Origin of the sequence: Luteimonas terrae, from assembly GCF_031457535.1 — a bacterium.
Classification (GTDB): domain Bacteria; phylum Pseudomonadota; class Gammaproteobacteria; order Xanthomonadales; family Xanthomonadaceae; genus Luteimonas; species Luteimonas terrae_A.
In genome coordinates this window covers 309,892-324,406 of the sequence record NZ_JAVDWO010000001.1, presented here as the reverse complement: position 1 = coordinate 324,406, position 14,515 = coordinate 309,892, and the positions used below count along the sequence as shown (strand labels likewise).

Genomic DNA, 14,515 nt, shown 5'->3' with positions numbered 1-14,515 from the left:
AGTCACACAGGCGACGTTTTGCTTACGAGCGCGCGCCTACAGGAGGCGGCCAGTGCGCGGCCATGCGCCTTCGAGCGTCAGCAGGAATTCCTTGGTCGGCAGGCCGCCGCCGAACCCGGTGAGCGCGCCGCTGGCGCCGATGACGCGGTGGCAGGGCACGACGATCGACAACGGATTGCGGCCGTTCGCGGCACCCACCGCGCGACTGGCGCCGGGCTTGCCGACCATGCGGGCGAGTTCGACGTAACTGGCGGTCGCGCCGTAGGGAATGCGCGTCAGCGCAGCCCACACCTGTTGCTGGAACGGCGTGCCATGCGCGGCGAACGGCAGGTCGAAGGTCTGGCGTGTGCCGGCGAAATAGTCGCCCAGTTGCTGCGCGGTGGCATCGAGCACCGGATGCGCGCCGTCGCGCCAATCGCCGCCGCGGGGCACCGGATGCCGGTGCTCGGCGAACTCCACCGCGTGCAGGCCGGCGTCGGATGCGGCGAGAAACAGCGGGCCGACCGGGCTGTCGATGGTGCAGGTGAACACCTGGGGCGTGGTTGGGCTCATGGCGATGGACTCCGTTTGGAACGGCCGCGCGGGCGGATCGATGGCGCCGCGGGCACGGACGCTGCGGCTTCGCGCCACAGATGGAAGACCGCGTAGCCACGCCATGGGCGCCAGGCCTCCGCGTGCGCGCGCAATGCTCTGGCGGTCATGCGCGTTTCGCCTGTTGGCAAGGTCTTCTGCAGCACCAGATCCTCGGCTGGAAACGCATCGGGATGGCCGAGCGCGCGCAACGCGATGTACTGCGCAGTCCACGGGCCGATGCCGGGCAGGGCCACCCAACGGGCGACGAAGTCGTCGAGCGTGCGCGCGCGGTCGAAATCCACGCGACCATCGAGCAACGCCGCGGCGATGCCGCGGATCGTCGCGATGCGACTGCCGATCAGGCCGAGGCCGTCGAAGTCGGCATCGACCAGCGCCTCCGGCGTGGGGAACAGATGCGCGAAGCCCTGCGCGACGAACGCCTCCGGCAACGGCGTGCCGAAGCGCTTCGAGAGCCTTGCGGTCAGCGTGCGCGCGGCGGCCACGCTGACCTGCTGGCCGATCACCGCGCGCACCGCGATTTCGGACCCGTCCCAGCCGCTGGGCAGGCGCAGCCCCGGCCGCTTGCGCAGCAGCGGCGCCAGCCGGGCGTCGTGGCCGAGATGCATGGCGATCGTGTGCGGGTCCGCATCGAGATCGAACATCCGCCGCACGCGCTGCACGGTGTCCTGCAGCCGCAACGGCGCACAGCCGTGCAGTTCCAGACGCAGCGCGTCCGGTGCAGGCTCGCCGCGCTTGCCGGGCCATGCGCGCACGCGCAGCCAGCCGGGAGCGTCCGCAGTGCCGATCACGCGGGTGTAGGCGACCTCGTCGACAACCTCGATGCCCGCCAAGGCGCGTCCGCGCAGGAAGTCGAGCATCGCCGGCAGGTCATAGGGCGGGCGATAGGCGAGCCGCAGCGTCAGCGCATCGCCGGTCGATTCGCGCGGCGCCTCGCGCAGGTCGCGCGGCGGCATGCGATACGCATCCTGGAACACCGCGTTGAAACGCCGCACGCTGTTGAAGCCGGCCGCGAGCGCAACCTCGGTGATCGGCAATGCAGTTTCGGTCAGCAGCTGCTTGGCAAACAGCAGGCGCCGGGTGCCGTGCACGCCGACCGGTGCCGCGCCGAGGCGCTCGACGAACAGACGCCGCAACTGACGCTCGCCGATGTGCAGCCGCTGCGCGAGGTCCGCCAGCGGCGCCTCGTTCAACGCACCCTGGTCGATCAGCGCCAGCGCACGCGCAACGAGATCGTCGCCGCGATGCCAATGGCCATCCGCAGGTGACAGTTCCGGCCGGCAACGCAGGCACGGGCGGAAACCCGCGGCTTCGGCTGCGGCGGCGTTCGGGTAGTAGACGACGTTCGTCGCCTTCGGCGCGGGCGCCGGACACACCGGCCGGCAGTAGATGCCGGTCGTGCGCACCGCAGTAAAGAACAGCCCGTCGAAGCGTGCATCCCGGCTCAGGCGCGCCTGTTCGCAGATGTCGGAGGCGGGGAGGGGCGGGGACATGCGGTGCAGGCTAGCACCGGGGCTGGATGCTGACTGGCCGGATTCGGACATGGATGTTGTGGGGGATGCCGCGAGCGTCTGCCCTCGCCCCAACCCCTCTCCCGGAGGGAGAGGGGCTTAAAGCGCGCCGCACTCGATCACCAATCTGCGGGCAGCCGCGGATGCGTGACGCCGCAGACATCCGAGCCCCTCTCCCCCTGGGAGAGGGGTTGGGGTGAGGGCCGCCGTTCGCATCAAACCCGGACCCGCAATTCCCAACCGCCGTCCAATTGCAGCGGAGCTCTCAACAATCCAACGCAGCGCATCAATCCCGCGTTACCGCACCCCATCCCGCAACGCCGGCAGCAACGTCTCCGCATTGCCGTCGTTCTCCGCCGGCGTCACCCCGATCAGCCGCGCGAGCAACGGATACACGTCGACATTGTCGAAGCCTTCCAGCGTCACGCCACGACGGAACGCCGGCCCCTGCGCGATGAACACCGCGCGCATCTCCGGCAATGCGGGGTCGTAGCCATGCGAGCCGCGTGCATGCGCCGGGCGCCGGGCCAGCGCGTCACGCGGCACGGCGTCCCAGCCCATGTGCATCTGGCAGACGATCGGCGGCACGCGCGAATGGGTGCCGAACTTCCAGCGTGCCGGCATCTCGCCCTTGCGCCAGCAGTCGTACTGCGGATGTGCGCCGATCAGCTTGCGCGCCACCTGCGCCTCGAAGCCGGGATTGGGCACGATGCCGATCACCTGACCGGTAGACGTCACGCGCGCTTCTTCCAGCGTGACCATGTCCTCGACCGCGATCGCCTGGCCCGGCGGCACTTCGGCCATGCCGTGGTCGGACACCACGACCAGATTCACGCGGTCCTGCAGCCCGCGCGTGCGCAGGCCCTCGATCAGTCGCCCCAAGGCGGCGTCCACGGCCTGCAGCGCTTCATGTAATTGCGGCGAATCGGGACCGAAGTGGTGGCCGGCCGAATCGGTGTGCTCGAAATACAGCGTCGCGAAGGCCGGGCGCGTGCCCGCAGGTTCCGACAGCCAGTCGAGCACCATGTCCACGCGCGTTTCGATCGGGCGTGTGTAATCGAACGGAAACCAGCGCGTCGGGCGCACGCCGTGCACCGGCGCCTCGCTACCCGGCCACGACAGCGTCGCAGTGCGCAGGCCGGCGTTCTCGGCCGTCACCCACAACGGTTCGCCGTCGCCGTACCAGGCGCCGTTGCCGACCGCGTCGCGGTCCGACAGCCGGAAGTCGCCGAGCGTCGAATCGACCATCGAGTTGTGGATCAGTCCATGGCGGTCGGGGCGTAGCCCGGTCACCAGCGTGTAGTGGTTCGGAAACGTCAGCGAGGGATACGACGGACGCATCCATGCCTGCACGCCCTCGCGCGCCAGCGCGTCGAGATGCGGCGTCTCGCCACGTCCGAGATAGTCGGGCCGCAGGCCATCGAGAGACACCAGCAGCAGCGTCGGGCGCGCCTCGGCATCGGCCGCCGGGGCAACTGCAGTGGTGGATTGGAACGGAGGCTCGACCGTGGTGCAGGCAGTCAGCAACAACAACGGGAGCAGCGCAAAGGCGCGCAGACAGACAGATCGGGGCATCCGCATAGGATAGCGGCGCGACATGACGCTTCGCAGTCAGCAGCATGAAGCGACGCACGACGCATCGACATGCAGGCTGAACATTCATCCTGCCCAGACCACGCCACCGCCCATCGCGCGTATCGTGTGGCCACCGATGGTCTGCACCGGGAGGTGCGTAATGAAGCATGCATGGTGGACGGCGGCGATCTTCGCCAGCCTCGCGTTCGGTGCGGTTTCCCAGGTGGCGCACGCGCAGCAGCAGGAAGAAGAGGAAGAGGAATCCGCGCGCGACCGCGGCCAACGCGCCAGTGCCTCGGATCGTTTCTGCATCCGCGAAACCGGCTCGCGCGTCACTGCGGCCCGCAACGCGCGCTCCAGGCGCGCCGATCAGGAATGCACCACGGGCGGTGGTCGGGTCTATACGCGTGAGGACATCGATCGCACCGGTTCGGTCGACGTCAAGGACGCGCTGCGCAGGCTCGACCCTTCGATCAACTGAAGTCCGCTCCCACGCGACACTGCAAGCGCCCGGCTCCGGCCGGGCGTTTGCATGTCTGGCCGTCAGCAGGTGTCGCTGCGTCCGGTCGTCCACAGCAGGCCGCGCAGCAGCTGCGCGCGGAACACCGGATCGGTGTACAGCGCGACATCGTGGCCCAGCCCGGTGTACCAGGCGCGGCCACCGGCGTTCGTGTGGCACCAGGCGATCGGATGGTCGTCGCCCATGCCGCCGTCCGGGTGCGAGGCCGGGTCGACCGACGCGGTGACGCGCACATGCGGCCGCGGATTGCGCCGGTAGTCGTAGATCTCGTCGGTGACGTGCCAGTCCTGCAGGCCATCGGGTCCGCCGCCGTCCTCGAACACCACGCGTACCGACTGCAGGCCTTCGGGATGCCGCGCGAACCACGCGCCGACCAGCTCGCCGTACCACGGCCAGGTGTAGCCGCTGTCGGCCGCCGCGTGCACGCCCATGAAGCCGCCGCCGCTCGCGACATAGCGTTCTAACGCCGCCTGCTGCGCCGGGTCCAGCACCTCGCGCGTGGTGTGGGCGAAGACGACGGCGCGATAGCCGGCCAGCGTTGCGTCGTCGAAACGCATCGGGTCTTCGGTCGTCTCGATCGTCAGGCCGGCGGTGGTGCCGAGCGCGCGCAGCGTCTCGATCGTCACGGGGATCGAATCGTGGCGGAACCCCGCGGTGCGCGTGAACACCAGCACGCGCGGCGGCCCGCCATCGGCATCGGATGCCGCATGTGCCGTGGGCGTGGGCGAGGTGGACGTGCACGCGCCGAGCGCGGCGGGCAGGGCGAGGGCAAACGGGATCAGTTTCATGCGTCGCAGCTTAGCCGTCGTGCCCGGTCCGGCTCACGCCGCGGCGCGTCAGGCCGCGGCGCGGCGCGGTGCGATAATCGCCGCATCGTCATTGCAGGAACGCGCCGCCATGTCCGACACCTCTTCGCGCCACGACCCCTCGCGCGTCATCCGCGCGCCGCGCGGCACCGAGCTCAGCTGCCGCTCGTGGCTCACCGAAGCGCCGCTGCGCATGCTGATGAACAACCTCGACCCCGAGGTGGCCGAGCGCCCGGAAGACCTCGTCGTCTACGGCGGTATCGGTCGCGCCGCGCGCGACTGGGCCTGCTACGGCGCCATCGTCGAATCGTTGAAGACCCTGGGCGATGACGAGACCCTGCTGGTGCAGTCCGGCAAGCCCGTCGGCGTGTTCCGCACGCACGCCGATGCGCCGCGCGTGCTAATCGCCAATTCCAACCTTGTGCCGCACTGGGCTACGTGGGAGCACTTCCACGAACTCGATCGCAAGGGCCTGATGATGTACGGCCAGATGACCGCCGGTTCGTGGATCTACATCGGCAGCCAGGGCATTGTGCAAGGCACATACGAGACCTTCGTCGAGATGGGCCGCCAGCACTACGGCGGCGATCTCACCGGCAAGTGGATTCTCACCGCCGGCCTCGGCGGCATGGGTGGCGCGCAGCCGCTGGCCGCGAGTCTCGCCGGCGCCTGCAGCCTCAACATCGAATGCCAGCAGTCGCGCATCGACATGCGCCTGAAGACCCGCTACGTCGACGAACAGGCGGCCAATCTCGACGACGCCCTGGCCCGCATCGAAGAGTACACGCAGGCCGGCGAAGCGAAATCCATCGCGCTGCTCGGCAATGCAGCCGAGATCCTGCCGCAGCTGGTCGAGCGCGGCGTGCGCCCGGACGCCGTCACCGACCAGACCAGCGCCCACGACCCGGTGCACGGCTACCTGCCGATCGGCTGGACGGTCGAACAGTGGCTCACTGAGCAGGCAGCCAATCCCGACAAGGTGCGCGACGCCGCCAAGCAGTCGATGCGCGTGCACGTCGAGGCGATGCTCGCGTTCGAGGCGATGGACGTGCCCACGTTCGACTACGGCAACAACATCCGCCAGATGGCCAAGGATGTCGGCTGCGCCCGCGCGTTCGATTTCCCCGGGTTCGTGCCGGCCTACGTACGCCCGCTGTTCTGCCGCGGCATCGGCCCGTTCCGCTGGGTCGCGCTGAGCGGTGATCCCGAGGACATCGCCAAGACCGACGCCAAGGTCAAGGAACTGATCCCTGACGACCCGCACCTGCACCGCTGGCTCGACATGGCCAGTGAGCGCATCGCCTTCCAGGGCCTGCCCGCGCGCATCTGCTGGGTGGGCCTCGGCCTGCGCGACAAGCTGGGTCTCGCGTTCAACGAGATGGTGCGCAATGGCGAACTGAAAGCGCCGATCGTCATTGGCCGCGACCATCTCGATTCCGGCTCTGTCGCCTCCCCGAACCGCGAAACCGAAGCCATGCGCGACGGCAGCGACGCGGTCAGCGACTGGCCGCTGCTCAACGCCATGCTCAACGTCGCCGGCGGCGCCACCTGGGTGAGCCTGCATCACGGCGGCGGCGTCGGCATGGGCTATTCGCAGCACTCGGGCGTGGTCATCGTCTGCGACGGCACCGCGGAAGCCGACAAGCGCATCGCCCGCGTGCTGTGGAACGACCCCGGCACCGGCGTCATGCGCCATGCGGATGCGGGTTACGACATCGCCAAGGCCTGCGCGAAAGAGCAGGGCCTCAAGCTGCCGATGGTGTAGCTGGGACAGAACACGCTGGTGCGTGTCTTTGGGTGGCCGCGCACCCGAATTTTCGCGTTGTCCAGCGTGGCCGCTGTCTGACCGTTGGTCCGGAAGCGCGTTTGGGGGACGCATTCGGACGAATGCCGGTGCCAGCGCTTAATCCGCTCTAGAACGGCGCAGGCGATGGGATTGGTCGAAGCTCGCCACAGGCGCCGCTCTTGGTTGCTATCCCGCGCGTCTGTTATCGACAGTCACCCGGTGGCGAATCGCCCGTAACGTGCGCAGTCTCTTTCTGAGTAGTAAGGCTGTTTCGGATCTTCAGTCGGATTCGCGTTCGAGACGCACGCGCCCGTGTCGCTGTCGCCGGCAGCGCATGAAGTCTCCGCGGCGCGGTGGGAACGCCGAACGTGCGGGACAAGCGGTAGTCCAACGGCGTCATCTGCAGACAATCGGGCACAGCGCACGCCCGTCCCGCGGGGGAATCCTGCGTCGGCACAGATCCTGCATGACCACTGGTCTGCCGCGGACGTACTGGAAAGTGCGAAGATGAACAGGCGCAAGGAGTCCGGTGCGGCAGGGGTGGGGGACGGACTGAGGGAGCAGCGAACGTCGTAGGGGTGGTTCGTCTCTTCGAAAGAAAGAGAGAGAGCCGCCCAGGGGGCCGGGACGCAGGACAGCAGCGCTTTGCCGAAGGTGTCGAAAACACCTGACGTCCTGGCGCCGGTCATGCCCTGGAGCATGTCAACGAGCTATCCGCCCGTCGGTCGGTTGACCGCGGCACGCGGAGACACAGGGGAAGTTTCAATGTCGGTATCCACCAAGATCCGCTCCGCGCTGCATGCGCTGGGCCTGCTGGCGCTGCTCGCCGTGGCGCCCGGCGCGCTGGCGGCACCCGCCACCCTCACGTTCTCCAGCAATGCTGGCCTCGGTGATGCCATCGCGTCGGATGGCGACGGGGGCTCGCTGGATATTCCGGGCAAGGATATCCAGATCATCAACATCTCGGACACCGCTGGGACGAATCGAGGCGCAATCCACTGGCGGGGTCCTGCCTTTGGAATTCCCAGCGCCCTGACGTATGACGACTTCGCCGACGGCACCACAAAAGGGATGGCTGTCCGCTCGGGCGACGGCGCTGAATTCCGCCTGGTGTCATTCGATTATCTGAACTGGGGCGAGCAGACTCCGTTTACCAATACCGTGGTCGGGTACCGCGATGGCGCTCAGGTCGCGACGATGACTTTCAATGGATTCAATTCGTCCGATTTCGTACAGAGGACCATCGCACTCAGCGATGCATTCGCCAATGTGGATGACGTCCGGATGTTCATTTCGGAAGGAGGAGTGAACGGCGATTCGGGTACTTGGCACTCGATGAACAACATCGTCATCGACGATGCCGTCGTACCGCTTCCCCCTGTGGTCAGTGACGCCCGCATCGCGATCTCCGGTGCCAGCGGCACCGGTGGCGCGTACAAGATCGGCGACACGGTCACGGCGACCTGGAACAACACTGCCAGCGGCGACAACAACCTGGGCGTCACCGAGGTCACGTTCGACTTCAGCGCCTTCGGTGGGGGTGCGGCCGTCGTCGCCACGAACACCGCCGAAACGTGGCAAGCGTCGTTCACCCTGACGGCGGGGGCCATCGATGCAGTCAACCGCAATGTCAGGGTCACGGCAATCAACAACGTCGGTCCGACGACCACTGCCGACACGACGAACGCCACTGTGGATAACGTGGCGCCGACCGTCACCGCTGCCAACATCGCCATCTCTGGCGCCAGCGGGACGGGGGGCGCCTACAAGATCGGCGACACCGTCACGGCGACCTGGAACAACACGGCCGGCGGTGACAACAACAGCGACACCATCAGCAATGTCACCGTGGATTTCAACGGGTTCGGTGGCGGTTCCGCCGTGGTCGCGACGAACAGCAGCGGCACCTGGACGGCAACCTACGTCCTTGCGGCGGGTGGCATCAGTGCCGACGGCCGGAACGTGAGCGTCAGTGCGACCGACAATGCCGGCAACCTCACCACACGTGCGGACACGGCCAACGCCACCGTCGACAACACACTGCCCGCGGTCGTCTCGATCGCGCCTGCGGGCGGCGCATCAGATACCGACACCTCGGTGACTTTCACTGCGATCTTCACCGAAACCGTCACCGGTCTCTCTGTCGACGATTTCTCGTTGACGTCCACCGGCAGTGCCACGGGCACCATCGCCAGCGTGTCGGGCAGCGGCGCCGCGTTCAACCTCGTCGTCAATGGCATCACCGGCGCAGGCACCCTGCGTGTGGATCTCAACAGCGGCACCGACATCCTGGACGGTGCCGGCAATGGGCCTCCGGCCGCATTCAACGCAGGCTCGTCGCACACCGTGGCGATCCCGCTGGTGCCGGGCGCGCCTGACATCGGCACTGCGACGGCGGGCAACGGACAGGCATCGATCACCTTCAGCGCGCCAGCCGATAACGGCGGCGCTGCCATCACCGGTTACACGGTGACGTCCAGTCCCGGCGCCATCGTCGGCAGCGGGACGTCTTCGCCCCTCGTCGTGACCGGGCTGACCAACGGCACGGCTTACACCTTCACCGTCACCGCCACCAACGCGGTCGGGACGGGCGCGGCGTCGGCGGCATCGAACAGCATCACCCCGAAAGCCGAACAGGCCATCACCTTCAACAACCCCGGCGCGCAGAATTTCGGCACCACGCCGACGCTCACGGCGACCAGCGATTCCGGTCTGCCGGTCAGCTTTTCCTCGTCGACGACCGGGGTCTGCACGGTGACCTCCGGCGGCACGCTCACGTTCCTCGCGGCAGGCAGCTGCACCATCAATGCGGACCAGGGGGGCGACACGGGCTTTCTAGCCGCGCCGCAGATCAGCCGGACATTCACCGTCAATGCCATCGTTCCGGGTGCGCCGACCGCGGTCTCGGCGACTGCTGGCGATACGGAGGCAACACTCGCGTTTACCGCGCCCGCGTCCAACGGCGGCAGTGCCGTCATCGGGTACACCGTGACCTCCAGCCCCAGCGGCTTCACCGCCACCGGCGCAGCGGGCCCGATCACGATCAATGGCCTGACCAATGGCGTCAGTTACACCTTCACGGTCACCGCGAGCAACGCCGCCGGCACCGGTGACGCATCCGTCGCATCCAATTCGATCACGCCGGCGTCGCCGCAGGTCATCACCTTCAACAACCCGGGCACGCAGAATTTCAGCACCACGCCGACGCTCACGGCGACCAGCGATTCCGGTCTGACGCCGACCTTCACGTCCACGACGACCGGGGTCTGCTTGGTGACGTCGGGCGGCACGCTCACCTTCCTCGCGGCGGGCAGCTGCACCATCAATGCGGACCAGGATGGAAACGCGAGCTATCTGCCGGCGCCCCAGGTCAGCCGGACGTTTACCGTCAACTCCGTTGCCCCCGGCGCGCCGACCGCGATCACGGCGACTGCCGGCGATACGCAGGCGTCAGTCGCGTTCACCGCACCCGCGTTTACCGGCGGCAGCGCCGTGACCGGCTACACCGTGACCTCCAATCCGGGCGGCCTGACCGCCACGGGCGCGGCGGGGCCGATCACGGTCAATGGCCTGACCAATGGCGTCAGCTACACCTTTACGGTCGTCGCCGACAACGTCGCCGGCACCGGCAGCGCATCGGCTGCATCGAATGCGATCACGCCGGCGGCGGGCCAGGCCATCACCTTCGCCAATCCCGGCGCGCAGGATTTCGGCACCACACCCACGCTGGTCGCCACCGCCGACTCCGGCCTGCCGGTCACCTTCACCTCGTCGACGACCGGTGTCTGCACGGTGACCTCCGGCGGCGTGCTGACCTTCGTCACCGCGGGCACCTGCACCATCAACGCCGACCAGGCCGGCGACGCAAGCAACGCGCCCGCGTTGCAGGTCAGCCAGTCGTTCGCGGTCAATGCCGTCGTTCCGGGTGAACCGACCGCAATCACGGCGACTGCCGGCGATACGCAGGCCTCGATCAGCTTTTCCGCGCCCGTGTCTACCGGCGGCAGTGCCGTGACCGGGTACACCGTCGTGTCCAGTCCGGGTGGCCTCACTGCCACGACTGTGGCGGGACCGGTCACGGTCAGTGGTCTGACCAATGGCGTCAGCTATACCTTCGCGGTCACCGCCGAGAACGTGGCCGGGGCCGGCAGTGCGTCGGTGGCATCGAATGCGATCACACCGACCGCAGGCCAGACGATCACGTTCGCCAATCCCGGTGCGCAGGATTTCGGCGCCTCGCCCACGTTGGTGGCCACCGCCGATTCCGGCTTGCCGGTCACGTTTACTTCGTCGACGACGGGGGTCTGCACCATCACCTCCGGCGGCGTGCTCACCTTCGTCACGGCGGGCCTTTGCAGCATCAACGCCGATCAGCCCGGTGACGCCAGCAACGCGCCCGCGTTGCGGGTCAGTCAGTCATTTGCCGTTGATCCTGTGGTGCCTGGTGCCCCGGTCATGGGCGCCGCCAGCATCGATGGTCCGGGCGCTGTGGCGGTGACATTCACGGGCCCGGCATCCACCGGCGGCGCTGCAATTACGAACTACACGGTGACCTCGAGCCCAGGCGGCCTGACCGCCACGGGCGTGGCGGGGCCGATCACGGTCAATGGCCTGGGCAATGGCATCAGCTACACCTTTACGGTCACGGCCGACAACGCGGCCGGCACCGGCAGCGCGTCGGTAGCATCCAACCCGGTCACGCTGTCCGCGGACCAGACGATCACGTTCGCCAATCCCGGTGCGCAGGATTTCGGCACTTCACCCACGCTGGTCGCCACCGCCGACTCCGGCCTGCCGGTCACCTTCACCTCGTCGACAACCGGTGTCTGCACGGTGACCTCCGGCGGCGTGCTGACCTTCGTTACCCCAGGCACCTGCACCATCAACGCCGACCAGACCGGTGACGCCAGCAACGCGCCCGCGCTGCGGGTCAGCCAGTCGTTCGCCGTCAATGCGGTGGCGCCTGGCGCCCCGGGCATCGGCGCTGCCAGCATCGCGGGTCCAGGCGCGGTGGCGGTGACGTTCACCGCGCCGACGTTCGCCGGCGGTGCCGCGATCACGGGCTACACGGTGACCTCGAATCCGAGCGGCGTGTCCGCCACGGGCGCCGGCAGCCCGGTCACTGTGACCGGGCTGGATCCGGGCACTGCGTACACCTTCACCGTCATTGCGACCAATGCAGTCGGGACAGGCATCGCCTCGGGCGCGACCGCCCCGGTCACGCCTGTGCCTGCTCTGGATGTCGATCCCGTTGCCGTCACGGTGGCCTACGGCGCCAGCGCTTCACCGGTGGACCTGGCGATCACCGGCACGCCGACCTTGGTCGGCATCGCGAGCGCCCCGCAGCACGGTGTCGCGGTCGTCAGCGGCATGACGATCACCTATCAGCCCGCGGCCGGCTATGCGGGTCAGGACAGCTTTACCTACACCGCCAGCGACGCGTACACCACGACAACGCCCGCAGTGGTTACGGTGACCGTCGCCGCGCCCTCGGTCGCACTCGACGCCACCGCGCCACCTGCGGCCACTGGCGGAACGACGTACACGCACGCTCTCGTGGCGAGCGGCGGCGCCGCGCCGTACACGTTCACTCTGGTCGGCGGCCGCCTGCCGCAAGGGCTTGCGCTCTCGGCCAACGGTGCCCTGTCGGGCACGCCGACCGAATCCGGCGATTTTGCGTTCACTGCCGCCGTGGTCGACAGCAGCACGGGCACGGGTCCGTTTACCGCGCAACGCGCCTATGCGCTGGAAGTTGCAGCGCCGGTGATCAGCCTGTCATTGCCGGCGACGCTGGACGCGATCTATGGCGATACGTTCGAGCAGACCCTCGATGCCACCGGCGGAACCGCGCCCTACACCTACACCGTCATCGACGGCGCGCTGCCCGCCGGATTGGTGCTGAGCATGTCGGGCAGGTTGTCCGGCGCACCGAGCGTCGCGGGTCGCTTCGATGTGACCGCGCAGGTCCGCGATGCCAACGGGTTCACGGCGTCGCAGGGCTTCGAGCTGGTCGTCTCGCAAGCGGTCCAAAGCATTACCGGTTTTGCCACGAATCCTGCCGCGCCTGTTTTCGCGCCTGATGGCACGTTTGCGCTCAGCGCCGAAGGTGGTGCATCCGGTCTTCCGCTGGTGTTCGCCAGTACCTCGCCGACGGTCTGCACCGTCGAGGGTGCCGTCGTCACGATGCGCGCGGCAGGGCTGTGCAGCCTGACGGCCGACCAGGCGGGGGATGCCAACTTCGAGGCCGCGCCGCAGGTGCGGCTGGATGTCGAGATCGCCGCAGCTGTGCCCACGCTCGTCTGGCCCGAACAGCTCAACAAGATTCTGGGTGAAGCCGCCTTTGCACTGGACGATCCCGACAGCCCCAGCGCCGGCACGTTCGCCTTCAGCAGCAGCCAGCGCGAGGTGGCCAGCATCGACGGCCGCACAGTCACCCTGCACGGCGAAGGCGTCGCGATCATCACCGCCACGCAGGCGGCGGCCGGCAACTACGCCGCGGCCAGCATCGAAATGCGGCTCAGCGTGACCACCCGGCCGGACCCGACGCGCGATCCCGGTGTCACCGGCCTGCTGCAGGCGCAGGTGGACGCCAGCGTCCGGTTCGCGCAGGCCCAGCAGTCCAACATCCGGGACCGCCTGCGCCAGGTGCGCAGTGGCGTCAATGCTTCGTCCAGCAACGTCACACTGACCTATGACGGCGGCGTCAACGGCCAGGGCCTGTCGGCACCAGTAGGGCAGGCCGCGGCTAGTCTGTGGCCGGCGATGCCGGCAGGTTGGGGCGCCTGGGTCTCGGGCACCGCCACCGTCGGCGGCCGAGGCGGCGCCTCGGCGTACGACTTCGACACCGATGGCATCACCATCGGCGCCGATCGCGCGCTCAGCGACCAAGTGCTGATCGGCGTCGCCGGCAGCCTCGCCCACAACAACACCGAGCTGGATGCCGTGGGTGGTTCACGCATGCAGGCCGACCAGCGCTCGCTGGCGCTGTATGGCCTGTGGCGGGCCGGCGAGCACGTCTTCGTCGATGCCCTGGCGGGCGCCGGCCGGCTGGAGTTCGATCTGCGGCGCTGGAGCAGTGACGCTGGCGCCCTGGCAACGGGCGCCCGCAAGGGTGACCAGTGGTTCGCCTCGCTCGCGATGGGCTACGAACACCGCGGGCCGGCGATGACGCTGACCAGCTACGGCCGCGTGGATACCAGTCGTTCCACGCTGGATGCGTATCGCGAATACGGGTTGGACCTCTACGACCTGGCGTATCGCCGCCAGGACGTCGACAGCACGACCGTGGCGCTGGGCGTTGAAGGCAGCTATCGCATCGGCGGCGACACCGGCCGCGTGCGTCCGTTCTGGACCCTGGAATACCGCGAGGCGCTTGAAAACCGCAACGACGCAGCCATGAACTACGTGATCCTGCCGCAGGCCACCGACTACAGCTTCGCCATGCGCAGCTACAACGACAATGCCCTGACGCTGTCGGGTGGACTGGACGTGCGTCTGACGGGCGGCTGGGCACTGTCGCTGCTGCTCGGTCACGAGCAGGCGAGCCAATCGACGCAGAACAGCAGTATCGGACTGCGCCTGACCTACGGCACCCAGCCCACCGGCCCGCGCGGCAGCGCCGACGCGGCAGGGGGCAGGCGACGGGCTGCGGGTTGCACCAATGCCTGCGACGTCACCAGCGGCACGACCACGACGAGTGCAGGAGGACCACATGGCGAGTGACGTG

The 14,515-nt window shown here is 68.2% G+C and carries 7 protein-coding genes; 3 read left to right on the top strand and 4 right to left on the bottom strand.

Annotation, left to right across the window (positions count from 1 at the left end):
* Positions 1–36: 36 nt before the first annotated feature.
* From J2W68_RS01345 to J2W68_RS01335, 3 genes are all read right to left on the bottom strand, one after another.
* A complete protein-coding gene (locus tag J2W68_RS01345) occupies positions 37–552 on the bottom strand; it encodes a methylated-DNA--[protein]-cysteine S-methyltransferase (protein WP_310231939.1) in 516 nt (171 codons plus the stop codon).
* Entirely contained in the window at positions 549–2,084 is a 1,536-nt protein-coding gene (locus tag J2W68_RS01340) for a DNA-3-methyladenine glycosylase 2 family protein (protein WP_310231937.1), read from the bottom strand. Before J2W68_RS01340 ends, J2W68_RS01345 begins: the two co-directional genes overlap by 4 nt.
* A 315-nt stretch (positions 2,085–2,399) precedes the next feature.
* Positions 2,400–3,683 (bottom strand): ectonucleotide pyrophosphatase/phosphodiesterase, encoded by a 1,284-nt coding sequence (locus J2W68_RS01335; RefSeq protein ID WP_430539642.1) that lies wholly within the window; start codon positions 3,681–3,683, stop codon positions 2,400–2,402.
* A 154-nt stretch (positions 3,684–3,837) separates the two neighbouring features.
* Between J2W68_RS01335 and J2W68_RS01330 the strand changes: the two genes are divergently transcribed.
* Positions 3,838–4,158, top strand: coding sequence for a hypothetical protein (locus tag J2W68_RS01330; protein WP_310231932.1), 321 nt, complete (start codon positions 3,838–3,840; stop codon positions 4,156–4,158).
* A 62-nt stretch (positions 4,159–4,220) separates the two neighbouring features.
* Here J2W68_RS01330 and J2W68_RS01325 read toward each other — a convergent pair whose 3' ends face one another.
* Entirely contained in the window at positions 4,221–4,985 is a 765-nt protein-coding gene (locus J2W68_RS01325; RefSeq protein WP_310231929.1) for a ThuA domain-containing protein, read from the bottom strand.
* Between the two features lie 109 nt (positions 4,986–5,094).
* Here J2W68_RS01325 and hutU point away from each other — a divergent pair, with 109 nt between their 5' ends.
* Together hutU and J2W68_RS01315 are read left to right on the top strand one after the other, a co-directional pair.
* Positions 5,095–6,768 (top strand): urocanate hydratase, encoded by a 1,674-nt coding sequence (hutU, locus tag J2W68_RS01320; protein WP_310231928.1) that lies wholly within the window; start codon positions 5,095–5,097, stop codon positions 6,766–6,768.
* Between the two features lie 786 nt (positions 6,769–7,554).
* Complete coding sequence (locus tag J2W68_RS01315; RefSeq protein WP_310231926.1) at positions 7,555–14,511, top strand: fibronectin type III domain-containing protein; 6,957 nt, start codon at positions 7,555–7,557, stop codon at positions 14,509–14,511.
* The last annotated feature ends 4 nt before the right edge of the window (positions 14,512–14,515 follow it).